Raw genomic sequence first — 25,576 nt, 5'->3', positions numbered from 1 at the left:
GAATGAACCCGCCGTGGGGTCTCAACTCTTGTTTGAACCGTCCTGAAAAATCAGGACAGGCTTCTCGTTGCGCCGCCCCGGCATCAGCCCGGACAGCGCTACTCGGTCAGCGCACGCGGCTCAGTTGAGCGCGCGCACTTCGATTTCTACCCGCCGGTTGGGCTCAAGGCACTGAATCAGCGCAGCGCGGGGCAGTTGCATGTCACATTTGACCAACGGTTTCTCGCTGCCTTCGCCCACTACATCTACCAGCTCGGCCGGTACGCCTTTGCCCACCAGATAGGTCTTGATAGTTTGCGCGCGCTGTTTTGAGACTGCCAGATTGCCCTGGCGATCCCCCAACTGGTCGGCATGCCCGGCGATGATGATCTTGCCGATGTTGGGCGTGCTCAACAGCTTGCCGGCGATGGCGCTTAACTGTGCCTGGCCTTCGTTTTTGAGGCTCTGGAAATCGGCACGGCCAAAGGCGAACAAGGTGTCGGACTCCAGCGTGATCGTCTCGATCGAGCGCAGCGACTGGGTCAGCAGGCTGTTGATGTAGTTGCGCGAGCTGGAGGTGAGGAACGCGTTGTCGAGGATGCGGGGTACGTCCGGCTCATGAATCTGATCGCTGTAGAAATTGATCTGGCGGCTGGCGTATTCGTAATCCTGCGCGGCACCTGAGCCATCCTTCTGGCCGATGGTCACGCCGGTCTGGCGGGCAATGGCCGGGTACCAGTAGTCCGGCATCTTCGCCTTGAGGAAGGCCGGGTCAGCCTTGTCCCGCTGGGCTCGCGACAACATGATGTAGGTGTCGAGCGTCGCGGTGCCGAAGTTGGCGATCGATTGGGCGCGGTTGTCCACCGGCAGCGCCTTGGGCTCAACACTGTCGATACCGGTTACCGGCAGCAGGTCCTTGGCATTGCGCTGGTATACCTTGATGGTGGTCAGCAGGTACAGGGAGCGGGTGAGATTGTCGGCCGTTGGCTTGAGCATCACTGTCTCCAGCCTTGCGAAATAGCGGCTACGCAGCAACGGTTCGATTTTATAACCCTGGTAAAGGCCCATGCGCATGCGCAGTGGTACGCCGTCCTCGTGGTGCTGGCTGTAATAGTGCGCAGTCCACGAACGCATGCTGTCCAGCGTACGCCATGCAGTGTATTGGCCGGTGGCGGTGCGGTCGCCATCAGAGGCCTGGGCCAGCTCGGCAGACAAGTTCTGGATGGCGTTTTTGTTGTTCCAGTAAGACCAGCCCCACACACCGCACAGCAGCAGGGCGAGGGCGCCGAAACCACCGATCCAGGCCGCCTTGCGCCTGCGTTCGCGGTGGTTGGTGGTGTACAGGGCCACCAGGTGCTGGTCGGGAATGATCACCTTGCGAAACAGGCTATTGATGAACAGCGCACTCGGTTGCGCCTGGCCGCTGGTCGCTTCCTGAGCGCTTTCCAGTGAGAAACGCTCAGTGACCTGGCGGGCGTGGCCACCTAACTCAGGCTGGTCGGCATCCAGCGCACTGGTGAAGTAGAAACCGCGTAGCAGTTCTGCGTTTTGATACGGGTTGGCCCGCAGCAAGGCATCCACGAACAGTTGCAGGCGTGGCTTGAGCGCCTCCAGTTCCAGCGGGAAACGGTAGACCGCCGAGTTCTGGCGGGTCACCTGAATGTCCTGCAGCACCAGTTGCCGGCTGGCCACGTCCTGCCAATAGGTGATCAGCTCATCCATGGCCACGCCGAAGCGCCTGCCCCAGTCAGCCTGCTCAAACCCCTTGTGGGAGAAGGTCTTGCCCATCACTTCGCCGCGTGCCACGTCATCGAGCTGGCTGTAGAAGGGGGCAAACCCCGGCACCAGGTCGCACTTGGTGAACACCAGATACACCGGCAACCGCACCTCCAGCAGTGCGTGAGTTTCCTGGATGCGTTCGCGCAAGCGTTTGGCGATGCGTTCCTGGTCTTCGAGCGAGGCTTGCAGAATGTCGTGGATGCTCACCGCAACGATTAACCCATTGAGCGGGCGACGTTGGCGATGCTGGCGCAGCAGCTGCAAAAAAGCGCGCCATTTGCCGGCCTCTTCCGGGTTGTCCATGTAACGGCCGGCGGTGTCCAGCAGCACCGCTTCCGAGCTGAAGAACCAGTCGCAATTGCGTGTACCACCGAGGCCCGCGACCCTTGCGCCTTCACGTTCGGCATAGGGAAAATTCAGTCCGGACTGATACAGCATGGTGCTCTTGCCGGCGGCCGGCTGGCCGATCACCAGATACCAGGGCAGGGCATATAGCGCATCCTTGGCCTGGGTGCCACGGGGTTTGTTACTGCTCAGACGCTCGATGCTTTGTAACAGGCGCTCGCGCAACAGGCTGACTTCTTCACGGTCCGCGGGACTTGCATTCAATACGGCCTGATCGGCGTCTTCGCGCAGCAGGCCTTCGAGGTTGTGATGCCGGGAGACACCGCGATACAGCAACAGCACATAGCCGGACGACAGCAGCAGGAACACGCCGATTCCGGTCAGCAGGCTATTGAGCGAGGTGAAGTTGAGCGCACGACCGATGCCCCACACGATAAAGATCGTCAGGAAGAACAGCACACCAAGAAGGTAGGGTTGGTAGCGCAAAAAGTAGTATTTGATCTTGTTCATACGGACTTCAAATCCAGAGCATCGACAAAACGGTCGATAACGTCATAAAGAGGGCAGTCGATTGCAGGAAAGGCGTGTACACGATGGTGCTCGTCGAAGGCATCAAACGGCGCCAGAACATCATAATTGTCCAGGCGTTCGCTGGTGCCGGTGAGCACCCGGTACAGGGCATTGCTGTTGCGCGAAGCAAAGCACAGCAGCTTGGGCCGCATGAAGTCGTCCATCAGCATGCTGATCTGCGGTACGGTGTCGGCGCTCTTCATGCGTGTGAGCCAGTCGATCCACAGATCGGCAGTTGGGTTCTTTAAACCGCGCTCCGCCGGCAGCGGCAGGGAAATCGCCATGCTGTTTTTATGCAGCATCGGTTGTTGCAGGGCCAGCAGTCGGGTGAGCACGGCATTGCTGACGAACTCAGGGTACGAGTCTTCCAGTGAGCGCGTGATGTCGCGCAGATTGAAATTCATCAGAAACTTGTGGTGCACGCGGCGGAACAGTTCAAAGTCCTGGGCCTGCAACGGGCGCAGGGCCTTGATGCGTTCAAACAGCACGGCGCTGCTTTCGCCCTGTGCCGCCATGTGCAGCAACGGCTTGATCTGCGCACAGAACAATTCGCTCAGGGTGAACGGGTTCACCAGCGGCTGCACATCGCTTGCCTTGAGCGTCTGGAAGATGAAGAACGGGTAGCGCCGTGCACTGGAGTCCCTTGAGCTGATCATGCCACCCAACAGGCAGTTGCCGTTGCGCGCACGATAACTGAACAGGCACACCGGCAAACGATCGAACAGCTCGCGCCAGTCTTCGCGGTGTTGCATGGCCGAGAGGGCTCCCTGCAACCACGTGTCGAACTCGCAGACTTCCTCCGCCGCACCGTGCAGGCTGACGAAATCTGCGCTGGCAGGCACTTTGCCAAAACACCCGATCACCGGCGGTCCTCCTGATGCATGCGTTGAATCCTCACTTGGCGCGTCCGTCGCCGCCGTTCAATGCGCTCAGCGCTTTGACATTGGCCAGGTCGGTGAGCTTGACGCCGCCATAGTTGCGCACGGTCAGACTGACCGGCCCGCTGGCGGTGTTCCAGCTGAAACGCTGCTGAATGCCGTCGAGGTCGTTGACCCGTGCACTGTCGTTCATGCGCAGCAGGCCCCAGCGTCCCGGATAGTCGAACACCGTAACGCGCTCGCCGCTCAGCGTCACGACATCAAGACGTGCGCCCGGGGCAGTGGTGGTGCCCGGCCACGAGAACCGACTCCAACTGGTCTTGCCGTTACGGTAGTGCTGCACCTGGCCGTCCAGGGTGAAGACGATGTCGGTGAAGTAGGCCGACGGTTCCAGCATGATCTCGAAGCCGTTGTCGCGGTCGGACAGGCTGGCAATCACTTCACCCAACGAACTGGCCTTGTCGATGCTGTTGACCATGCCCGGATTGACCAGGGGGGTGCTTTTTGCGCCGCTGCTCATGCCCAGGCCTTCGCCTCCGGCGAGGTTGCCGATTTCGTTACGTTTGAAGTTCGGCAACAAGCCCGATTGAGGGTCGACAAAGCGTTGCAGATCCTTGACCGACGCCTCGTTGCGGCTGCCGGCGGCAATCGGGTAGCGATGGGCCATGACCTGCTCCCACGGTTTGGCAATCTGCTGTGCCCAGGCCTTGGCAATTTGTTCGCCGGCTGGATCACGCAGGGTTTCCCAGGTGTACTGAATCGGCAGGCTGAACAGGCTTTGCAGCGAATTCGACAGGCCGCCCTGGCTGGTGTCGATCGTGGTCTCCACATAGTTGCGCACATTGGTGACCTCGCTCGGCTGGCCTTCCAGCGTCTCGCTGATCAGTTGTTTGCTGCTTTTGCCGACGTCCTGCGAGCGCTGGATGTTGTTGACCCGCACTTTGAGTTTACGCAGCGCGGCCAGGTAGCGGTCCATGATCGTACTGTCAGCCCCTTCGGCGTTCTGTGCGGCAAACACCCGTGATACAGGCTCGAACCGGGCGGCCAGGCTGCCGTCATTTACCGCAGGCAGTGGCGACACCAGCGTGCCCGGCGAGACGGTGGGGGAGTCGAAGATGCCGCTGACCTTGCTCCAGAAACTGTCTTCATGCTTGGTGCCCGGTTGCTGCGCCTCGTGCGACTCGGGCAGGTCCCAGCGGGTGTTGTCATTGACCGCCGACAGCAAGCGTTTGACGGGGGAGTTCTGTACGTCACTGAGCAGCGAGAGCTGTTGGGTGGCGTTGGCCATATCGGTGAAGTGACGCACGCCGACGCTGCCGACCAGGGTGTACCAGGCCTGGGTGTAATCACGTTTGTAGCGCGCCATGAACTCACGGATGAAGTTGGCCTTTTGCACCACGCTGTCACCGCCTTCGCCATCCAGCACCCAGTCGGTTTCGTTGTGCAGGTTACTCGACACCAGCTTGATCAGCTCCGGTTTGACGAATTCGTCCCAGCCCTGGCGGGTGAAAATTGCCGGCACCACTTCGCTGCCGTACAGCAGTTGGCGGCCTGGCAGCGGCACCAGGTCGCTCAAACCAATCGCCGGGAACTGGCGGCTGGATTCGAGTTGCAGGCGCAGGTATTCACGGTCGACCAGAGAGCTGGAGATCATGAACGACTTCAGGCTTTTTTGCGTTTCGCTGATCAGTTGCTCGTTACGTGCCAGCGTCGGAGCCTGGCCGTTCTTTAGCATCTGTATATAGACCGGCACGTTGTCCTCAATCACCTGGTCGCTGACCGGGTTGTCCTGGCCCAGCGTGTTTGCCCAGGCGACCGGCAACGCGGCGCCGACAAACTCGGCCTCCGGGTGCCCCGCAGGTTGCGTGAGGATCAGGTACAGCTTCAGCGTGTTGTACGACTCGATGATTGACGCTACCTGACGCTCATCCAGACGTCCCAGCATCTCTTCCGACAGTGACAGCCCGCCAGTGGTCGCCGACAGGTCCGCCGCATCACTGGCGGTGGCCGGGTTGCGCAGGGCGGCGAGGGCATTGTCACGCGCCTGCCGGGCCGAACCCTTGGCTGCGCCGGTCAGCCGTTGGCTGACATCGCTGGCACTTCGTGGAATGCTGGCAAGGGTAGGCTTCGCCCCGGCACGTGCGGCCAACTGTCGTGCGTTGCTGGCGGCAGCGCCCTTGCGTGCGCCCTTGGCAGGCTGCACCGCTGTGACACTCTGCGGGTCCATGGTTTTTGCGAAGTCATTGAACTCACGCAGATGCCGTTGCAGATTGAGCGTAATCGGCTCCAGTGCCTGGGTACGCAGTTGCTGCAAATACGCGCTCTGGGTGGCCAGATAAATATCATCGCCCCGGTACAGGCCGCCACTCAGGCGCAGCGGTACGCCGTGGTCGCGATAGCGCTCGATGGTCGTCATCTGGTTACGCAACAACTCCAGGCCCTGACCTGAGGCAAGCAACTGCTCGCGGTCCGGGGATTGCTCCAGCTCGCTCAGTTGCTGACGCATGGAGGCCAGCCACTCTCGGTTGTTCTTGAACGACAGGCCTTGCCAACCGATGAACACCACCCCGGCGAAAAGCGCCAGGCCGATCACCAGCGGGTTCAGCGCTGACTTGCGTCCCGATCGCGACTGATACAGCGACAGGTCGCGGTCAGCGAAAATCACGCGGCGGAAGGTATCGGTAATGAAGTAGCTGCGATCCCCGATTTTCCGGTTGCCGGCGTCAGCCGCCAGTGCCGGGTCGTCTTGTGGACGCAAGGCGAACGACTCGGCCAGGTCGTCTTCGAACACCGGGCTCAACTGCCGGTCGGTCTGCAGCGCACTGGTGAAATAGAGGCCGCGCAGCAGTAGCGGGTTGGCCTGATGCGCGTGCGGGGCGAAGTGCTGGAGGAACTGCTCGAGTACGCCCGTCAGTTCAGCGAAGTAGTTCGGGAAATTCAGCAGCGCGCTGCTGGCATCGGCGCCGAGGGCGATCATCTGCGCATCGACGTGACGGCGAATATGCCCCTGCAGGTTGGCCAGTTTGGTGTCGAGCACGCTGCGCAAACCCTGGTTGCGAATCTCCGACAAACCAAAAGTCATGCCCAGCGGTTGCTGACGCTCGTTGAGGTCCAGGCCTTCGAAGGCCTGGCTGAAGCCGGGCAGTTGGTCGGTCTTGCTGAGCATCAAGTAGATCGGCGGGTTCACGCCCAGGCAGTCAACGTACTCTTCAATCCGCGTCACCAGTTGCGCCGCAAGCGCATCGCGCTCATCGGTGGTGGCGGCCAGCAGTTCCGGCAGGCTCACCACCAGCACCAACCCATTGACCGCCGCCTTGTTGCGCTGCTTTTTGAGCATGCGCAGGAAGTCGGCAAATTCGCTGGCCGATTGATCGTCGCGCAGATAACGCCCGGCGGTGTCGATCATTACGGCGTCGGGGCTGAAGTACCAGTCGCAGTGCTGGGTGCCGCTTTCGCTGTCATTGGCGCTGGTGGCAATGCGGGCAGACAGGCCCGAGCGACTGAGCAGCGAGGTCTTGCCCGCCGCCGACATGCCTATCACCAGGTACCACGGCAAGTCGTACAACGCCGAAGAACCACCGCCACCGGCCGCACGGTCGGTACGCAGCATGGCGATGGCGTGCTTCAGGCGTTCGCGCAGTACTTGCTGGTCGCGGAACTCGCCGGCGGAGTCGAGCGAGCGATCAACTTCGCGCTGTACCAGGTTCTCAAGGTTGTGCTCGGTGCGAATACGCCTGTATTGGCGCAACACAATAATGAGCACATAAAAAGCGCTGATCAGAATCAGTGCTTCCGGTAAATGGCTCTGCAACCGCGGTACACGCGGTGCGGCAATCCAGCATGCCAGCAGGCTCGCAACCCACAGTACGGGGATGAGGAACCAGAAACTTTTCAACAAGCGCAGTAATGTCTTCATGTCTTCCTGACCCGGTTACCTGATCTGTGCTCAGGCACTGAACAGTTGGCTGATTTGTTCTGCCAACGCAGCGACGTCCTTACCCAACAGCCAGTCCAGCGTCAGGTAAACCGCAACGCAGAGCAGGGCAATGAGCACCAGATACAGCCACACGGGAACTTCGTGACGAAGCATTTGCGAGACCTGATCGGGCAGCGCCCAGTCCGGCGATAGCGCTTTTGGTGTCTTGCGGTAACGTGCGATGTCCTGCCCGAGGGTGTTGGCCAGGTAACGCAACTGGTCTTTCTGGCCGAGACTGAATTTGCCCTCGAAACCCAGCGCCAGGCACAGGTGGTACACCTCCAGCACATCCAGGTTGGCTTTCACGTCGCTGCGCAACGACTCGATCTTTTCAAAGAACCCTTCACCGGCCAGGTGTACGCCGAAGTAGCGGAACTGCAACGGCTGTAACTCGAAATGATTGCGCAGGGCGTTTTCGCCCGAGCGCAGCACGCTTTCGTCGAGGAATGCGCACAGGGCGTACTGGGTGTCCTTGACTTCGTCGACGCTGTAATCGGCGCTGCGTGCATCGTGCTCCAGCGTTTTGAAGAAGCTGTCGACACTGGCTTCAAAGGCATCCACCGATGTGACCTGCCGGCCACGGCGCACGATCAGCGCCATGCTGATGAAGTCCTGAACCAGGTCTTTGAGGGTAGGCTTTTCATGCGCCGCGGCTACGGCGCCTTGCATCACGGCTTCAGTCATTTGAGTACCGCCATCAGTTCAAGCTTGAGATTGGTAAAAGCGCTGGGCGCATAGAAGGAGATGGCTTGGGCGCTCATCATTCGCTCGTACACCCGGCCATGCGGCTCGATGGAGAAATAGTGGTTGTCCAGACGCACCGGAATGGCGTTGGGCAAACGAGTCGAATGGTTCAACGTGACGCCGGGCATGGCGCTGTTGACCACCACTTCGATGTCTTCCGGCGAGCCCACCTTGATGGCGCGCGGCACCAGTTCCAGCAGGCTGGAACCTGGCATGTCGGCATGCACCGAAAGATAGAAGTCGGCCTCGGTCAAGCGAGCGTCGAGCAACTGGCCCTGCCAATAAGACGGCTTGGTCTGTGTCAGGTTGATGACAATGCACTGGTTGGGGATCACGTTGTCGAGCAGCACCCGGATCATCTCGTCGAGTTTGACCAGCGAGGCCGCCGGGTCATGGTGGTCGTACTCGGGAATGTCGTTGAGCTGGGTGTCGAGGGAAAACGTCAGCAAGCCGCCGGCAAGCTCCGCGAGGAACAGATACAGGCGCTCCGGATGCAGGCGCGGATGGGCCAGCAAGTGCGCGAGGTTGGGGTAGGCACGGTTGACGGTGTTCAGCAGCCAGAACAGTGTTACGTCGCTGGAACCGAACTCGGCAATCTGGTCGGCGCGTTCACGACGACGACCGGAAAGCGCCTTGCTCTTGGAATGCAACGCACCGAGCAGGCGCTTGCCCAGGCCCACCAGGGTTTCATGGGTGCCGACGTGCAGCGTCGGGTGCACAAAGTGCGCATCCAGGTTGAACCCGCCGATGTTATTACGCGACAGCCGCGCAATCGGGCAATAGCTGTAGCCGTCGAGGTTGTCGCCGTCGATCAGCATCACCACGTTCAGGCGCAGACTGGTGATTTCGTTTTCCAGGTCGCCTTCGTTAAGGTCGGGCAAGGTATCGAACTGCTTGCGAAAGCGTCGCGCGCTTTTTTGTTCCTGGCCGTCTTCCACGTAATTGAGGCCAAACGGCTCCGGCAACTTGAGCGCCGCGTACACCTTGAGGTCATTGCCCTTGAGCAAGTCCTTCAAGTCGCGGGCGGCCGGCAGCGGGTCGTGCTGGGGCGCGTCATACAGGCTACCGTCGGGAAACACCAGCTTGAGCCGAATCAGACGCAGAGTGCCGGTGGCCAGGGCCTCCTCGTCAATCTTCAAGGTTTGCACGCCCCAGTGGAAGGGTGTGCTGCGCAGGGTCGACTCGTTCAACTGATGTTGATGAAACTCATCCTGATACTGGAAATGCTGCGGCAAAAGGAACATGCCTTCTGACCACATCACACGGCTTTGCTTACTCATTTAGCGCCTTCCAATAAAGAATTCGTTTGCGCATCGGCGGCCTTTTTCACGGCACCGTTGGCCATGTCCATTGATTGCTTCTGCGCCATGTCGCTGATCGGCTGGGGGATTGCCGGGGCCTTGGCGGTGTCCGTCGACGGTGCGGCGGTTTTCGCTGTGTTCAGCACATCAACGCCACCCACCGCCTGCACTGTGTAGAAGTCGGCCAGCACGCGCACGCCGTCGGAGGAGAACCAGATGCCATCCTTGCGCAGCGAGTTGGCATCAAAGGCGATCTTCCATTGGCTGTCTTCATCGCTGCGGAAGAACCCGGCAACGCCCACGTAGCGAGTGGCCTTGTTCAGCGGCCACGTGTCGGTCTGGCCCATGCCGGGGAGCAGGACAATCTCGCGCTCATCGATCAGCGTGTTGCCCAGCGCCTGCTTGGGCGTGGCGGACAAATCGTCGGCGGACACCGCCGCAAAGCGCTCCAGCGCGCTCAACTGATACACATGCAGCACCAACGACAACGGCTTGCCGTCGGCGTCCAGATTGAGCTGGTTACCGGCGTAGGTATTGAGAATCACCTTTTCGTTGTCGCCGTAAAACATGTCGCCCATCCAGGTATCGTCGGCGCGCTTGCCGATGCGCTCGGTGACGCCGCATCCGCTGAGCATCGCGGTCATTACCAGGGCTGCCACGCAGGTCGCATAAGCCGATATTCGTGTCTTGTCCATAACTGCTATCCGTAGTGGTCGATCAGGCCAGGCTGTAGGTGAAATCACCGTCGCTGCCCAGGCCGATGGTCAGGCTTTCAATCGGTTTGTCCTGCGCCATCCGCTCCAGAACGCGCTGCGCCAATTCGGGCATCAGCGTTTTGGAGAGGATGTTGTCGATGTTGCGAGCACCGCTGTCCACCTCGGTGCAGCGCGCGGCAATGGCCTTGACCAGCGCTTCGTCGTAACTGAGCAGCGCGTGGTGATTGCGCTCGAAACGCTTGCGGATATGCGCCAGTTTCAGTGCGACGATGCGCTCCAGAATCGCGTCCTTGACCGGGTAGTACGGCACCACGGTCAGGCGGCCGAGGAAGGCCGGCTTGAATACCTGGTTCAGCTCGTCACGCAGGCCTTCGACCAGTTGTTCCGGGGTCGGCTGCTCGTCTGTGTTCAGGCACCACTGCATGATGCGGTCGGTGCCGGTGTTGGAGGTGAGCAGGATCACCGTGTTGCGAAAGTTGATCTCGCGGCCTTCGCCGTCATCCAGCACGCCCTTGTCGAAGACCTGGAAGAACAGCTCCAGCACGTCCGGGTGCGCTTTTTCCACTTCGTCCAGCAGTACGACGCTGTAAGGCTTGCGCCGCACCGCTTCGGTCAGCACGCCGCCTTCGCCATAACCGACATAACCCGGCGGCGAGCCTTTGAGGCTGGAAACCGTGTGGGCTTCCTGGTACTCGGACATGTTGATGGTGATCACGTTGCGCTCGCCGCCGTACAAGGTGTCGGCCAATGCCAGGGCAGTTTCGGTCTTGCCGACGCCGCTCGGGCCGAGTAGCAGGAACACGCCGATGGGCTTGTTCGGGTCTTCCATGCGCGCACGGGAGATCTTGATGCGTTTGCCGATCTCGATCAGTGCGTGATCCTGGCCCAGCACCCGCTCGCCCAGCAGTGCCGGCAGGCGTTGCACGGTGTCGATCTCGTCGCGCAGCATCTTGCCCAGCGGGATGCCGGTCCAGCCGGAAATCACTTCGCCAATGGTGCCGCCGTCGACCAGCGCGTGTACCAGCGGCTGCTCGCCCTGCACGCTGGCAAGTTCGGCGCGCACCGTCGCGATCTCGGCGGCATCCGGTGTGCCGCTTTTGGGGGCGCTCAATGCGCCGAGTTTTTCCACCAGTTCCAGCTCGCGCTTCCACTGCAGCTCCAACGCTTCACGCGTGGTCTGCTCGGCCTGCAGTTGCTCGGTCAGGGCGCTCAAGCGGCGCGCATGGTCGCTGCCTTTGGCGGCTTCCTGCTCCAGCACGGTTATTTCGGCCTGGAGGTTGTCGATCTGGCGTTTGCAGTCTTCCAGCGGCCCGGGTTGCGACGACTGGCCCAGAGCGACACGGGCGCAGGCGGTGTCGAGCACGCTGACGGCCTTGTCCGGCAATTGGCGACCGGTGATGTAGCGGTTGGACAGACGCACAGCTTGCACCAGCGCCTCGTCCATCACGGTGACTTTATGGTGCTCCTGCATTTTGGCGAGCAGGCCACGCAGCATGTGGATGGCCTTGTCCTCGTCGGGCTCTTCCACTTTGACCACCTGGAAGCGGCGGGCAAGGGCGGCGTCTTTTTCGAAGTATTTTTTGTATTCGGCCCAGGTGGTGGCGGCAATGGTGCGCAACTCGCCACGCGCCAGTGCCGGCTTGAGCAGGTTGGCGGCATCGTTCTGCCCGGCCTGGCCACCGGAGCCGATCAGCGTATGGGCTTCATCGATAAACAGGATGATCGGGTGCAGGCTGCGCTTGGTTTCTTCGATGACTGACTTGAGGCGGTTTTCGAACTCGCCTTTCACGCCCGCACCGGCTTGCAGCAAGCCCAGGTCGAGGGTGTGCAGGGCCACGTCCTTGAGGACGTTCGGCACATCGCCCTGCACGATACGCAAGGCCAGGCCTTCGACCACGGCGGTTTTCCCCACGCCGGCCTCGCCTGTCAGGATCGGGTTGTTCTGGCGTCGACGGGTCAGGATGTCGACCATCTGGCGCACTTCGAACTCGCGACCGAGCACCGGGTCAATGCGGCCGTCGCGCGCACTTTGGGTGAGGTTGATGGTGTATTGGTCCAGCGCCGGGGTCTTGCCGTTGCCCTTCACCGGGCTGCCATCGCCGTTGCTTGCGCCGGCCAGGGGTTTGGCGAGCCTGGACTCGACACTGCTTTCGACCAGCGCATTGAAATGCAGGCGCAGGTCATCGGCGTTGATTTTTTCCAGCTCGGGCGCAGAACCGATGACCACCCGGCGCAGCTCGGCATCATCGAGCAGTGCCTGCAACAGGTAGCCGGTGCGAATCTGCGCCTGGCCGAATTCGATGGATGCCAGCACCCAGGCCTGTTCGATCATCCGCGTGATATGCGGCGACAGCGCAGGGGTGCGGGTGTTGCCTTTTTTGAACGTGCCCAGGGCCGTCATCAACTGCGCTTGCAGGCGATCCGGCACCACATCGTAGTGGCGCAGGATGGCCGGCAGGTCGTTGTCGCTGGTATCGAGCAATTGCAGCAGCAAGTGCTCGACTTCGACGTCGTAATGGTTTTCCGAGAGACACAGGGCGGCGGCGCCTTCGGTGGCGGCGCGGCTGTTGTCGTTCAACTTGGCAAACAGGGACTTCAGGTTCACAGGCAGACCCCATCAAAAGGAATGTGAAAGAGGGCGCAACGGGAGGGTTCCACGTCGACGCCGGGGCGTTTGAGCCAGCCAAGCCGGCCCAGGGAAACGTTGCCTTTACGGCCAAGACTGGCAACCGGTACCGCTTCGCGCTTGAGCGTGGGGGCCAGTTGAAAGTCCAGCTCGGCGCCGACGTAAAAGCGCACCAGCTCGACCAGCTTCTGGTAATCCACCTTGCCTGGCTGGAAGCGCTGGTAGTCGGTCAGCTCCAAAGGGCCGAGTTCGATGCGTACGCACGACTGGTAGTCCCAGACCCGGTTGCCGGCCACGGCGCTTTGCCCGAGCATGGCGTTCTTGCGGCCCAGTTGCGTGCACTGGCTGGCGTCCAGGCGCAGCCAGCGGCCGGCAAAGGACTTGACCTTGAACGGCAGCGAAAAGTAGAAGCTCAACATCACTTGCAGGTTCAGCGCGTTGCGCGGCTTTTGCGCGAACATGCCCGAGAAGTAGCTGAACAGTTCGCGGCGCAGCGGCGACTCACCCTTGTCGAACTTCTGCTTCTGCGCCTGCGGCCCGAAGCCCACCAGGTTGAGCAGGTAGCGATCAAACCCGGACGTGCCGTTGCGCTCGTATTCGATATAAAACTTGTACTTCTGCCAGGCTTCGTAAAACAGCGTGGTCATGCGGTGCGAGAAAATATCCAGGAACGCATGCGCCGCGTCGTCGCGGTACTGGATGTGGCGTTCCATCAACAGTTCGGTGTATGGACGCGGCAGCACCCCGGACGGCCCCACCAGACCCATGAACGTCACCTGCACTTCGGTCAGCGGCAGGCCTGCCGCCGACACATTGCGCGCGTGCTCAAAGCGCAGGTCGCTGACTTCACTGGCGGGGAAGTTGAGCGACAGCTGCGAGCGAAAGCGCAACGGGTCTTCGTGCGGCCGCGTTTGCAGGTCCATACGCCCGGTTTTGCTGTAATGCAGGCGCAGCAGACGCACCAATTGAAAGAACTCGAATCGGTGCGGCTCGGCCCTGGCCTGGTCGATCAGACCAGGGGTTGATCGCCGGTTCGCGGGGGCCATTGGACCACTCTCTTTTCGCGCTGCAGGGTGCGAAGGGTTAGTTGGGTAAAGCTGTTCATCGTGCAGTACTGACCGAAGAAATGGTCGAGCACCATGCCGAACAAAAACACACCACTGCCGGTGTATTGGCTTTCGTCGAATTTAAGAGTGATGCCAACGCCGCGTACGAAGTTGGGGCGCGGGTGACCGATACGCGCCACCACCGGCTCGCTGGTGATCGAGACGATGCCGTTGATCTGTTTGCGGATTGCCGACAGGTTGCGGTAGTTATAGAGCGAGAGCAGCTCCAGCAGCACTTCGCGGCCGTTGGAAACCAGCGACATGTGGTTGAGCGAGAGGTGCGAGATCAAGCGCCAGATCACCCCGTTGCCCAAGGGCACACGCACGGTGGCGGTGGGCTTGCGCAGGCAGCGGATGTCTTTGATCACCGAGTTGGCCGGGATATTGAAATCCCCGCGCTCACCACCAAACGGCAGCATCAACGGCAGGTCGCGGTTGCTGCAGGTGAGGCGGATGCTCAGGGTGTCGTTGTTTGAATCAATCATCTCCAGGTTGCGGTCCACCACCCGGATAAACATGTTCGAGCCGTCGCGTTGCTGGGTTTGCACAGCACGACGGCGCGCAATCCAGAAGCTGCTGCCGGGGCCTTGATCGCCACGCGGTTCGAAGAACGGGTGGCAGGTGCCGACCTGATCGGTGCCGCCGACTTTTTTCACGCGGCGCACGCGGTCAATCGACACCACTTCCGACGCGCTTTGCAGGCGCACATCCGGCGTCACGGCGTACTCATGCTGGGCATGGGTCAACTTGATCGGCTCGGCCTGCTGGCGGAACAGGTTGATGATCGGCGTGCAGTTGAGCTTGAAGTTGTTGCGGCCGATATTTTGCGTCAGACGGACCAGACGGTCAGTGAGGTCGTAATCGGAAAAGTAGAAATTGATCTCGACGTTCTCGACTTCCTTGCCCGCCAGAATGCGCGCAAAACCCGAGAGGTCGAAGAACATGAATTTGTCGGGGAAGGTGAAGTATTCGTGGAGCAAGCGGTAGCCCAGGAACGAGCGCTCGGAGTAGTCCACCAGGCCTTCATCCAACTGATAGCCGACTGCTTTCAGTGCGCCGGGGGGCAGGGCCACTTCGCGGGTGCGCTCTTCGTCCTTGAACGACAGCGTGGCCTTGGCCAGGTTGTTGAACAGCAACTCGTACAGCTGCAGCATCAGCGTGCTTTCACCGTCGAGGAAGAACCGCAGGCTGTCCAGTTCCATCTTGCCGAACGGCACGTCCGAGGTGGCCACCAGGCCAATGCGCAGGCGCGCGACCAGGTCGGCGCTGTGGCCGTTGAACGCCGAGCGTTCCATCTCGATGAACGAGGCTTCCTGCACCGCCACGGGCCACAGTTCGACCGGGTAGCAGGTGCGGAACTTGCACACCACGCCGTCGATGGGGTTGGCATGCAGCTCGGTGTGGCGGGCCACACGGTAGGACTCTGTGACCTTCTCCTGCTTGCCGAGGTTGAACTCCACAATCGACATCGACGGCGTGGGTCGCAGGTAGTGGGGGTACAGCACTTCCAGAAAGGCTTCGACGATTTCGGGAAACTCGTCGTCGAGTTTTTTGTGCACGCGCGCCGACAGGAACGAGAACGCCTCGATCAACCGTTCGGTATGCGGGTCTTCGCAGTTATCGCCCTCGATGAGCAACCGCGAAGCGATCTTCGGATACTGGCTCGCGAACTCCTGGCCCAAAAAGCGCAGGTGCGAGAGTTCCTTTTCGTAATAGGGCAGCAGATCGTCGAGCATCAGTTGAGATTCTGCACTTTGTATTCCTGGGTGTTGACTTGCAGCACCGCATCGAAGGAGACCTGGCGCGAAATGTCCTGCAGACGCAAAACTGCATCCACACGAAACGTCAGCATGCGTTGGCCGGTTTGTTGTGCGAGCAGTTGTACTTTCACGCTGCGAAAGCGTCGGTCACCGACCGTGATGGCTTTTTCCAACTGACGTTGAATCAGCAACCGATCCTGTGGATCGAGCACGCTTCTGCTGGTGAAATCGGGCATGCCGTAGTCGAGGATGGTGCCGCTCAGATTGGCGAAACCGTCCAGGTCGCCTGCGACCAGGGACTGGCGAGTGTTCACCAGCACCTCCAGGTCGCGCACGATGCTGGCCTTGTAATCGGCCAGCGAACACAGGCGTTGCGAGGCTGCTTCAACGGATTGATGCGGACGATCGTCCAGCAATCGATCCAGCAACGAAGGCAACAACCTGTGCTGACTACTCATGACGGCCTCCCTGGCTGAGTGTGATTAACCGCGCGTCGAAGCTGGCAGTTCTGCGACCAGGCGCAGCGATGCAGTCAGTTCGTCCAATTGGTAGTGCGGACGCAGGTACGTCACGGCCTTGTAGACCCCCGGCTTGCCCGGTACTTCAAACACTTCGGCACGGGCTTCGCGCAGCGGGAACTTGGCCTTGGCTTCCTGGCCTGCGGTGTCATCGAGCAGCACATAGCTGGACAGCCATTTGTTGAGGAACAGCTCGACGTCTTTGCGCGAGGCGAAGCTACCGATCTTGTCGCGCATGATCGCCTTCATGTAGTGAGCGATACGCGAGGTGGCGAAGATGTACTGCAACTGCGCCGACAGACGTGCGTTGGCGTTGGCAATGTCGGTGTTGTAATGCTTCTGCTTCTGCGCCGACTGGGTGCCGAAGAACGCGGCGTAGTCGGTGCCTTTGCAGTGCACCAGGGGGATGAAACCCAGGTCCGACAGCTCTTTTTCACGGCGGTCGGTGATTGCGATTTCAGTCGGGCATTTGAGCGCGATTTCGCCATCGTCGGTGCTGAAGGTGTGGGTGGGCAGACCTTCAACCAGGCCACCGCCTTCCACGCCGCGAATCGCCACGCACCAGCCGTAGCGCGAGAACGCGTCGGTGACACGAGTGCCCAGCGCGTAGGCCGCGTTCATCCACAGGTATTTGTTGTGGTCGCGACCATCGACGCTTTCGACGAAGTTGAATTCTTCCACCGGCGTGGTATCCGGGCCGTACGGCAGGCGACCGAGCACGTGAGGCAGGGTCAGGCCAACGTAGCGCGAATCTTCGGAGGCGCGGAACGACTTCCACTTGGCGTATTCGACGGTGTCGAAGATCTTCGCCAGGTCACGCGGGCCGGACATGTCGGTGAAGGAGTCCCAACCGAACAGCTCAGGCGACGCCGCCGAGATGAACGGGGCGTGTGCGGCGGCGGCAACGTGGGAGATCTCTTCGAGCAGGTACATGTCTTCCGGGCTGCGGTTGAACTCGTAGTCGCCCAGCAGCATGCCGAATGGCGCGCCGCCGAAGGTGCCGTATTCTTCTTCGTAGATCTTCTTGAACAGCGCGCTCTGGTCGAATTCGGACGAGGCCTTGAGGTCGCGCACCAAGTCTTTTTTCGAGGCGTTGAGCAGCTGGATTTTCAGCGTGGTGCTGGTCTCGGTCTGGTCAACCTGGTATTTCAGGCCGCGCCACGAAGCTTCCAGAGCCTGGAATTCACGGGCGTGCATGATTTCATTCATTTGCTCGGAGAGCATCGCGTCGATTTCCGCAATGCGCGCGTCGAGCACGGCGATCAGGTCCTTGCTCGGCGTCATTTCGCCTTCCAGGACCTGCCCGACCAGTTCACCGATCAGGTCACGGGTGCGGGTGCGCTCGGTTTCGGAGCGTGCCACGCGGCTTTCGGAAATGATGCTGTCCAGAAGAGACGACTGCGGAGCGAAGTTTTCCACTTCCACCAGTTCGTTGTCCTGCTGAGTCACGGGTTGCTTGTCGGTCATCATCAGGCTCCTGCTTACGCTTTAGGGTCGGTGGAGGGAACGGCGCCTTCGCGGCCAAATTCCTTGCCCAGGGTTTTCAGCTTCTCGGTGTTCTGCAGCACGTCCATCAGCAGTTCTTCGAGTTTGTCGTTGCCGCCCATTTTGTTGCGCAGGTCAGCCAGCTTGTTACGCACTTCCAGCAGTTTGCGCAGCGGCTCCACCTGGCGAACCACGTTCTGTGGCTCGAAATCTTCCAGGGTGTTGAAGTTCAGCTCCACGCCCAATTGGGTGCCGTTTTTGACCAGCGTGTTGTCGACGCGATAGGTCAGGCGCGGCTTGATGCCTTTGAGCACACCGTTGAAGTTGTCGCGGTCGATGAAGATGAACTTGCGATCCTTGAGCTTGGGCAAAGGCTCAAGCGGATTGCCGGAGAAATCGCCCAGCACGCCGACGACAAAGGGCAGCTCTTTCTTTTCCTGCGCGTCGCCAATGTCCACGTCGTAGGTGATGTGGACTCGGGGCGCACGAACGCGGTCGAGTTTATGCTGGGTACTTTCCTTCTTCGCCATCGTGATCTCCTGTGCGAGCAACTCGCTGAAAGTTATTTTCGCCTCGGCGATTATTGGCCGAGAGCGTTACAGTCCATCGACCGTCAGCAGCAGGCGCTGACGGATCTCATCATCCATTTCCAAAATATTTTCGCGTCCCACCAGCTCTTCGAAGGTGGTGTTGCCGGCAATCTGTGTGCTGTTGCGGATAACGGTGTCGTCCGGCAGCGCAGAACGCACCGGCGAACTGATGATGCAGAACGGCAGCTCGCCAAAATCCTTCAAGCGCTCGAAGCTCAGCGGAAAACGCAAACCGCCCATCAAGCGGCTCAAGCCGGGCGATTTGCTCAGGCAATAGAACAACACCAGGTAATGCACCACATAGCGGTACAGCTCGGCGTTACTGCGATTGGGGTCTTTGATGATCTGGCGAAAGTGCGCAAGGTCGAACGAACTGAAACCCACCACCCAGCGCACGGGGCTGGTGATGCGGATGGTCTGCCCGCTGTCCGACAGGACCTTGTCGTACTCCAGCGCAAACAATTGAGGTGTGGTGCTGATGAGATTGAGCGGGACTTCCAGCTCATTGACCAGTTGAAAGGGCGCCGCCGAACCAATGCGGTCGTACAGCGCCTTGAGCTCTTTGAAGTGATGCTGCGTTTCGCGCCCGCTGCTGCGCTGGGCGCCTTGCAGGTATTCGCCGAAAAAGGTTTGCGGGCGAATCAATAAAGCCAGCGTCGACAGATAGTCGGACGCCTGGGATTTGAGCACGTCAGAAATCGCCCGGGTCTGGCTGCGCAGCTTTATCAGTGCTTCAACATCAAAGGTCTGAGTCATCAGTACATCGTCCTTGAACTCATCTCTGCATCCCGTCGTGATCGTCGGGGAGGACATGAGTTACGAAATTCTCGACTGCAAGCCGGTTCACGTCGTGCCGTTGGCGAACCGCGGCGCCATTCTAGGCGCGCCTGACAGTCTACGATAACGAAGATGCTGGCGCGTTGATATTCATAAGCCATCATTTGTGCGTTATGGCAACCGCTCACCCGGTTTAGTTCCATGAGCAGGTATATTTTCTTGTTTCTGCTATAAGTAGCAATAATGGCTTTGAGCCACTTTTTTCGGAGTGTAGGTCTTAAGAAACTGTAAAACCCCGGAAATCAAGGGGAGGATTCCGATTTCTGTAGGGTTATTCTTTTCAAATGAAGTAGAAAAATGCGAAGACAGTCGTGTTTTTCTGATTTCGAATGACAGCCGGATGGGTGAGGAGCTGTGAGCATTAGCAGTGGATGATGGCACCCCCGCCATGCGGACGGGGGGGGCTAAGGCTTTATCGCTGCTTAGAAGCGCATACCCTTGAACGGATTCCAGCCCTGTTCGCCCTTCACCTCTTTGAGGTAGTACGCGTAGTTAGTGAGGATCGCGTACAGGAACGAAAATCCGAAGCCGATGCCGTTGTCGAGCGCACGTGGGAACTCCATGCCCAGTATGGCCAGGACGATCGATATCACCGCATAGACGGCAAACATGATGCCGATCAACGCCAGGTTTTTCTTCCACAGGCCCAGCACGAACAGATAGATAGGGCCAAAGAAGAAGGCAATGACATTTGCGTTGATCAGAACCTTTTTGCCGAAGGTCGGCAACGCCTTGAGGGCAGGCTTATAGCGCGGGTCGTTCGGTGCGCCATAGGTGTCAAAAAAATCGAAGCGCTCTTGCCATTTAGGTTTGTGTGTACTCGGTACTTGCAGCTGTTCCGTAGTGCTCATCATTGCGTCCTTGTGGTTGTCGACGGGTGGGTGCTCCACCCCCTGTGCATTCATATGAATGCAGCGGGCCTGCGTCTTTGCGGGTTTTCGATTGTGGTGTGAAAACGGGCAGCGTGCTGGGTGTGACGCTTATAAACGATTCGTTTAATGGTGTCGATAAATCATGGATTTTTTGCCGAGCTGTTCACGGTTTACTGATTCAGTCCCTCTATATAGAGCTTCTAGTAAGCCGTTGCGGCGCTCAGTCGCTCGCTCAGGAAGTTATTTACATGCCCGAGTGAATTCGGAATCCCGGCCGATTCAACAAGGTAAGACGCTCGTTTGGTCTTGGTAGATAACTCCTTCAGTAAAACGTTCGCCTTTGTTAATTCCCATTGGTTCTCTTGCTCAGCGTGTTGAAAATCGGAGTCAACCAGTCGCACTGGTGTAGCTTGGTAGCTTCACTTGCAATAACCAGGTGCCAGTGTGATTTCAGCGATAGGCGCGGACGCCTCGCTCACGTACTGATAGGTAATCTTGTTGCCAAGCGCCAACATCAGCAGATAAGCCGTCTGGGCGCATAATGATTTTTCGATCTGTTGAGTCAAAAAGCTTTGGTAGTAGGCCTGCTCGCCAGGCTGGCCCTTATAGCCACTTAGTGTAATGGTGTAGCGCACGTTGTGATCAGTGTAGGCAATAGCGTCCACTCGCGTGGCGGGGTCCAACATGATGGGCAGTTGCTGCTGCTGTTGGGCAATCACAGCGTTGAGGACTTGTTCGCTGTCTTGAGCGTGCAGGGCGCCCGAGCAGAAAGCCGCCGCACAGCAGATAGCACCCAGAAAGACTCTATTCAAAATCAACGCTCCGTGTTTTTTATCGAGGGTCCGCGAAGCTGTCAGGTCGTCAGCTTCAATCCGGAAGTTTTATTTTCAGCCCGCGCGCGGATTGTACGGCTACATAGTAGGCATCGGCCAAAGCGCTTGCCAACTCGGGATCGTTCTCTTCAAATTCTTTCGACGCAATCGCGCCGATGCTCAGCTGATGCAGCCTGGATTTGTCGGTTTGCGAACCCTCAAACACAGCCTTCACGTAGTGCAACTGATCTAGCAGCAGGTCGTAAACCGGAAACTGTGGGCAATCGTCACGGCGGCTGATCGTTAGCTCAATGGCTTTTTGAACATAGGCGAGTGGAGTGGCTGGTTTCATGGGGTACACCAGGGTCAGTAATTTAAAGAATTTTTGCGATGTTAATGTCTATGAGACTCATAAAAAAAGGTTAATACACTCGTGGTTTTATGTTTGTTGAATTTTGCTTTGAGTATCTTGTGTTGATGTTCATCATTTCCCAAGTTTGTTGGCGGGTGCAACGGTCGCGAAAAAAAGCTCAGTATCTGCATATTGGAAAGTCCCTATTTTTAAAAAGTTGCATCCTTTTTGAGCGTTGGCTCGTATGATATTTTGGCGCGCGGGCCGAAATGTCGTGATCAAGGATGAAGAGGTCAGCAGGTACATTTGGATATGTCGACCCGATTTGGGAGGCTCGCAGCCGTTGACTGACGAGCAGGTAGTTGAACTGGCTGATTTAGCGGTGGTATCAAGATGACACAGAGAGCATCCAGGAAAATACGGCGGACGAATCCATCACCTGGTGATGTAGCCCATAAAAGACTAAAAGAGATGGATTTCTGGGTAGGGTTTGTCTATTTGGTAACGCCATTGTTATTGGGTTTTCTAGGTGGGCTGGAAATGATGCAGTTAGTAATATTTTTCTATCCGCTCATAAGTATTGTCTTTTTCATTGTGCGTCATCGCTATTTGAAAACTTTGAACGCTGAACAGCAAAGGCAGGTTGTTCCATACAGCTATATTTATACCGGGTACGCTATATCAATGGTTATTTTGGTTTTGGCTATTGTTTCATGTGTTGTGGCGTTTTTTAATTATTGAACATCAGTAGATTTTATTCGGTCGGCTAGATTTTTCAGCTATGACCATTCTCGGTTAGCGAGCAGTTTGTAAGGTTGAAATCCAGGAGTTTTACTATTGCTCAATTTATAATGATCGTTTCGTTCAAGGTGTCAAAGGTATTTTAGTCATTGGCCTTAGCTTGGTTGCAGACCATTCACTATGGTTGGGAGTCAGATACTTGAGCGCTCCACCTCGCTCGCCCAATGCTACCGCCAAAGTCAGCGGCCGGTGCAACTTTGCTCACGGAGACTTCGGTCGTGTTCAGGGGAGTCATCTCGAATATCGAGTACTTTGGAGCGTCACTGGTCAATAGCAGGCCCAAGACATCTCCGAGTTCGATAACCCGATGGTTTTTAGAGCGGTTGCGCCATCCTAATAGGTAAGGGTGTAACAGATTTCAATGTCGGCTTTCGCACCCCTTAAAGTCAGAAAAGTTGGGCAGCATACACTAGGTATAAGTTTATCTAACTTTACTTTTTGTAGATTTAACTATGCCTGCCTCTTTTTCATCCTATATAGCCTATCAAGAAAAAAACCATAGCTGAGCTATTGGAATTATCAAATTGCCGTCCCTCTATTCGACCCGGGTTTTACAATCAAAAATTTGTCAAATCTTCGTTGGCGGCATTTTGTCGCAAAGGCTTGGGCCAGTTCAGGGGTTTTAAGAAAGGCTTCGAAGCGAGAAGGACTGATTTCATAGTATTCCTCATAGTCCACAAGACCATTACTTACTGGGATGGATAAGTAATTACGCCCTGTAGCTTCCTCGATTCCGAGGGAGAACATATGTTCTCGACTAACAAAAATGTCTTTAAACTTCATAACGGCCTCTAAAATAATGGGGTTGTGTGGAATATACCTGTCGCCGTCGCTCCAGCATCAATTACTGCTTCGCTATTGCCGTTAGGTAGCTTTCCTCTAGGAAGCCAAAACTCGTTAGCGCCTGCTTCGTTACCGGATGTAATTCGTAGGTTCAAGTCTTTAGGCGCAGGAATGTCTACGCGTACCAGGGTTTTACTTTCTAGAAAGCTTTCAGGCAGGCCAAACGCTTTTTCCAATGCTCGTTTGTCAGCGCCAGCCCTACTCAGTAGTTCGCTTGCCTCGTGGCTTGGCATTATGAACGAAGTGCCATCCCTCTGAGCGACTCCATACTTATCGAGGTTGGATTGTGTCATGAGGCGTGAGGCACCTTTTTCAAACTGTGCCAAATGGTCGGACACGTAGGCTGGATCTAGATAGGTCGCTGCATCTGGTCTTGTGCCTTTCGGTATCGCGAGAATATCCGCGTCGGTGAAGCCGGGTTTAAACTTGGGTGTTCCCCCTCCCTCGCCGGACTTGGTAGCGGGCTGTTTCACAGGCTGCTCATGCAACGGCTCTGGCTCTGCCCGTTGCAGCGGCGCAGGATCTTTCACCTGCAACTCCGGCTGCGCCAGCATCTTCTGCTCATTCCTCGCCAGCCACGCCGCAAACTGCTTGTTCGAAATATCCGCCTGCAACTTGGCACTTCGCGCCGCGATGCTGTCCATGCTGGTCATGACCCCGGACTTGATCTGCCCACGGGTCAGGTAGGTCACAATAGCCGTCAGCAACAGCAATACCAGCTGCTCCTGACCACGTGCGAGTTGCCGGGCCGCACGTTCGGTGCGTTCCTGAACTTGCGCCGCAGAGCCGCCAGTAGGATCAAGCCCCTCCGGCTTGACGCCGTCTGCCGCGAACCATGCGGTGGCGAGCCCTTCCTGCAAGGTTGAAAGGCAAGCGGGTAAACCTTGATAGAAATACTCAGCGATGGCCGACAGGCCCAGGGCCATCAGGATGAGATTGCCGACCTGCAAACCGATACCCGCTCCGGCAATGGCTGCTGACGCGGCGCCGACACCGAATGCAAATGCTCCGGCCGCACCGCCGACAATGGTACCCACCGCCACGCTGGCGCCGAGGATCATCGATACTTCCTTGACCAGTTGCAGCAGCACGGGAAGGATTTGTTCGATTTCGATCGAAGCCCATTTGTGCTTCAGGTTCGATTGGATGATCCGGTAGGACAGCGCTAAGGCCAGGCGAACGTTGTCGATGCGGTTTCCGCCCATGTAGCCATAGGCTTGGCGGGCACCATTGCTGACGCGCCGAGTAAAGCCATTCCAGCTGTCATGAGTGCTCTGCAAGCCCTCGTTGACACTCTGGTTCAACTCACCGAATTTCTGATCGAGGTTTCGCTCGATATCGTCCCAGCTGGGGATATTGGCTAAAAGACCCATTTACACGTCACTGTCCTTGGTGGAATGCGGGTGCCGAGAGTGTCCTTCGAAAATGCATTGGGCCTTAAATGCGTCCAAACAATGGCTGTTCATTAGCTCAATTTTCAGGCCGTAGGATGTTAGTTGGGTGTAAGGTGTAGAGTGTTTTAGTTGAGCATCTAATGTAATATCCAAACTCATACTCAGGACTGATTTGCTCACCGGAACCTCTATTGTGGTCCCGTGTAACTATCAAATCTGGATGCCAACTGTTGTGTATGAAAAATATTGCGTCACATTTTTATCGACCGGTTTAGTCAGTCTGACTTGGGTTCTTTTTTTGAAATTTCTCCCATCTTTTCCTTCAGCTTGCGCAGTGTTGGAGACTCACCACCAATCAACTCAATTCGAAACTCAGCAAAGGCATGTTCCAGTTTTGAATATTGCTGCAGTCCCTCTTCGGTAAAGAGGTAACGGCCAGGAATATCACGCCATTCCATCGGCGTGTGGATCAGCCCACGCTCAGCTCTGGTCATCAGCGGTTCAAGCTCAATGCCTAACTTCTCCACAGCAGGATCCTTAGCCTTTAGTGCGTCGATGGCGGCACGTAGCTTCAGTGTTTTTTCTTTCAAATTTTCAATATTCATGGGTCACCTAATTCGAAATGGTACCGGTCAGCTTGGGTACTTCCCATTCGCTTCTAGTGTGGCATACATGTCCGCCACCCGTCTGCTGGGTGAGGTGAGTTTTGTGTCTGTGCTTCTAGGGTTGTCCCCTGTCATTACAGTTTCGGTGATATTTTTGTTTATTTTTTTTAGTAAGTCTAATTTTTTTCCTTTTCTATGCTCGGGTAATAGAGTTGTTCCGCGGTCTAAAGGAGGTACTACTAAGACTTACAGCCTTGGATTGATTTCAGGAGTGTCTACGCTTGCGGCAGGAATATTTCTGAAATCTGCCGGTATCTTAACGAGTAGCGTGGTAGGTGCTTTAGTATGTACGGGGTGTTCAATTGTCGTGCTGATCCTTCTACGCCACACTATCCGGGGCCTGCGCACTCTTCTTACTCAGGAGCGTAGCATGTCCATTCCTTACACCTTCATGCAAATTGAAGAAATACGTGATGCTCGTAGCCGCTGGTGGCTAGGTAGACTTTTTAGGTGGCTTGCTTCCATTTGCAAGTCCGAGAGTGTCTAACGTTTGCCGTTAGTGGAATGATCAACTTGCTAGATAGATGAATACTGATTCCCGGAGTTATTACTGACCATGGACCTTTCATCTCTGTTTACAGCGCAAAACCAGCGGTAAAGGGCACAAGGGGACAGATTTATGTGCGC

At 57.6% G+C, this 25,576-nt stretch carries 20 protein-coding genes; 1 reads left to right on the top strand and 19 read right to left on the bottom strand.

Annotated elements, in window-relative coordinates; all coding sequences use genetic code 11:
* Nucleotides 1-120: 120 nt before the first annotated feature.
* The 16 genes from tssM to ACXX81_RS21730 all read right to left on the bottom strand — a co-directional run bounded on the left by tssM (nucleotide 121) and on the right by ACXX81_RS21730 (nucleotide 21,246).
* Nucleotides 121-2,613 carry a type VI secretion system membrane subunit TssM gene (tssM, locus tag ACXX81_RS21805; protein ID WP_458572381.1) on the bottom strand — a complete coding sequence of 831 codons (2,493 nt, stop codon included), beginning with the start codon at nucleotides 2,611-2,613 and terminating at the stop codon, nucleotides 121-123.
* A complete protein-coding gene (gene tagF / locus ACXX81_RS21800) occupies nucleotides 2,610-3,536 on the bottom strand; it encodes a type VI secretion system-associated protein TagF (protein ID WP_458572380.1) in 927 nt (308 codons plus the stop codon). Before tagF ends, tssM begins: the two co-directional genes overlap by 4 nt.
* Nucleotides 3,537-3,567: 31 nt before the next feature.
* Nucleotides 3,568-7,467 (bottom strand): type VI secretion protein IcmF/TssM N-terminal domain-containing protein, encoded by a 3,900-nt coding sequence (locus ACXX81_RS21795; RefSeq protein ID WP_209987048.1) that lies wholly within the window; start codon nucleotides 7,465-7,467, stop codon nucleotides 3,568-3,570.
* Nucleotides 7,468-7,497: 30 nt separating this feature from the next.
* Nucleotides 7,498-8,211 carry a type IVB secretion system protein IcmH/DotU gene (gene icmH, locus ACXX81_RS21790; protein ID WP_209987051.1) on the bottom strand — a complete coding sequence of 238 codons (714 nt, stop codon included), beginning with the start codon at nucleotides 8,209-8,211 and terminating at the stop codon, nucleotides 7,498-7,500.
* Entirely contained in the window at nucleotides 8,208-9,551 is a 1,344-nt protein-coding gene (tssK, locus tag ACXX81_RS21785; RefSeq protein WP_458572379.1) for a type VI secretion system baseplate subunit TssK, read from the bottom strand. Before tssK ends, icmH begins: the two co-directional genes overlap by 4 nt.
* Nucleotides 9,548-10,267 (bottom strand): type VI secretion system lipoprotein TssJ, encoded by a 720-nt coding sequence (gene tssJ / locus ACXX81_RS21780; RefSeq protein ID WP_458572378.1) that lies wholly within the window; start codon nucleotides 10,265-10,267, stop codon nucleotides 9,548-9,550. The genes tssK and tssJ overlap by 4 nt, the downstream gene beginning before the upstream one ends.
* 22 nt (nucleotides 10,268-10,289) lie before the next feature.
* A complete protein-coding gene (tssH, locus tag ACXX81_RS21775; protein ID WP_458572377.1) occupies nucleotides 10,290-12,893 on the bottom strand; it encodes a type VI secretion system ATPase TssH in 2,604 nt (867 codons plus the stop codon).
* Nucleotides 12,890-13,960 carry a type VI secretion system baseplate subunit TssG gene (gene tssG, locus ACXX81_RS21770; protein ID WP_458572376.1) on the bottom strand — a complete coding sequence of 357 codons (1,071 nt, stop codon included), beginning with the start codon at nucleotides 13,958-13,960 and terminating at the stop codon, nucleotides 12,890-12,892. The genes tssH and tssG overlap by 4 nt, the downstream gene beginning before the upstream one ends.
* On the bottom strand, nucleotides 13,924-15,756 hold the full coding sequence (gene tssF / locus ACXX81_RS21765; protein WP_209987066.1) for a type VI secretion system baseplate subunit TssF: 1,833 nt from the start codon (nucleotides 15,754-15,756) through the stop codon (nucleotides 13,924-13,926). Before tssF ends, tssG begins: the two co-directional genes overlap by 37 nt.
* A complete protein-coding gene (gene tssE, locus ACXX81_RS21760; RefSeq protein WP_209987069.1) occupies nucleotides 15,756-16,238 on the bottom strand; it encodes a type VI secretion system baseplate subunit TssE in 483 nt (160 codons plus the stop codon). Before tssE ends, tssF begins: the two co-directional genes overlap by 1 nt.
* 24 nt (nucleotides 16,239-16,262) lie before the next feature.
* On the bottom strand, nucleotides 16,263-17,765 hold the full coding sequence (tssC, locus tag ACXX81_RS21755; protein WP_209987073.1) for a type VI secretion system contractile sheath large subunit: 1,503 nt from the start codon (nucleotides 17,763-17,765) through the stop codon (nucleotides 16,263-16,265).
* Between the two features lie 14 nt (nucleotides 17,766-17,779).
* Nucleotides 17,780-18,313, bottom strand: a complete 534-nt coding sequence (gene tssB, locus ACXX81_RS21750; RefSeq protein WP_209987076.1) for a type VI secretion system contractile sheath small subunit — start codon at nucleotides 18,311-18,313, stop codon at nucleotides 17,780-17,782.
* A 66-nt stretch (nucleotides 18,314-18,379) separates the two neighbouring features.
* Nucleotides 18,380-19,129 carry a hypothetical protein gene (locus tag ACXX81_RS21745; protein ID WP_209987079.1) on the bottom strand — a complete coding sequence of 250 codons (750 nt, stop codon included), beginning with the start codon at nucleotides 19,127-19,129 and terminating at the stop codon, nucleotides 18,380-18,382.
* 503 nt (nucleotides 19,130-19,632) lie between these two features.
* Nucleotides 19,633-20,061: a DUF2628 domain-containing protein gene (locus ACXX81_RS21740; protein WP_458572375.1), complete on the bottom strand. Its 429-nt coding sequence runs from the start codon at nucleotides 20,059-20,061 to the stop codon at nucleotides 19,633-19,635.
* Nucleotides 20,062-20,501: 440 nt separating this feature from the next.
* Nucleotides 20,502-20,894 (bottom strand): hypothetical protein, encoded by a 393-nt coding sequence (locus ACXX81_RS21735; protein ID WP_458572374.1) that lies wholly within the window; start codon nucleotides 20,892-20,894, stop codon nucleotides 20,502-20,504.
* Nucleotides 20,895-20,949: 55 nt separating this feature from the next.
* Nucleotides 20,950-21,246 (bottom strand): immunity protein Tsi6 family protein, encoded by a 297-nt coding sequence (locus ACXX81_RS21730; RefSeq protein WP_458572373.1) that lies wholly within the window; start codon nucleotides 21,244-21,246, stop codon nucleotides 20,950-20,952.
* A gap of 471 nt (nucleotides 21,247-21,717) precedes the next feature.
* Between ACXX81_RS21730 and ACXX81_RS21725 the strand changes: the two genes are divergently transcribed.
* The gene (locus tag ACXX81_RS21725) at nucleotides 21,718-21,987 is read left to right on the top strand and encodes a hypothetical protein (RefSeq protein ID WP_458572372.1); all 270 of its coding nucleotides are present in this window, start codon (nucleotides 21,718-21,720) and stop codon (nucleotides 21,985-21,987) included.
* Nucleotides 21,988-22,566: 579 nt separating this feature from the next.
* On the opposite strand, the gene ACXX81_RS21720 is transcribed toward ACXX81_RS21725, so the two are convergent.
* From ACXX81_RS21720 to ACXX81_RS21710, 3 genes are all read right to left on the bottom strand, one after another.
* The gene (locus tag ACXX81_RS21720; protein WP_458572371.1) at nucleotides 22,567-22,830 is read right to left on the bottom strand and encodes a hypothetical protein; all 264 of its coding nucleotides are present in this window, start codon (nucleotides 22,828-22,830) and stop codon (nucleotides 22,567-22,569) included.
* An 8-nt stretch (nucleotides 22,831-22,838) separates the two neighbouring features.
* A complete protein-coding gene (locus ACXX81_RS21715; protein ID WP_458572370.1) occupies nucleotides 22,839-24,263 on the bottom strand; it encodes a DUF6861 domain-containing protein in 1,425 nt (474 codons plus the stop codon).
* 296 nt (nucleotides 24,264-24,559) lie between these two features.
* The gene (locus ACXX81_RS21710) at nucleotides 24,560-24,889 is read right to left on the bottom strand and encodes a hypothetical protein (RefSeq protein ID WP_458572369.1); all 330 of its coding nucleotides are present in this window, start codon (nucleotides 24,887-24,889) and stop codon (nucleotides 24,560-24,562) included.
* Between the last annotated feature and the right edge of the window lie 687 nt (nucleotides 24,890-25,576).

The sequence above is a fragment of the Pseudomonas sp. GNP013 genome (genome assembly GCF_054343995.1).
Note: the sequence above shows the minus strand (reverse complement) of the source record. Positions and strands in the feature narration are given on the sequence as shown.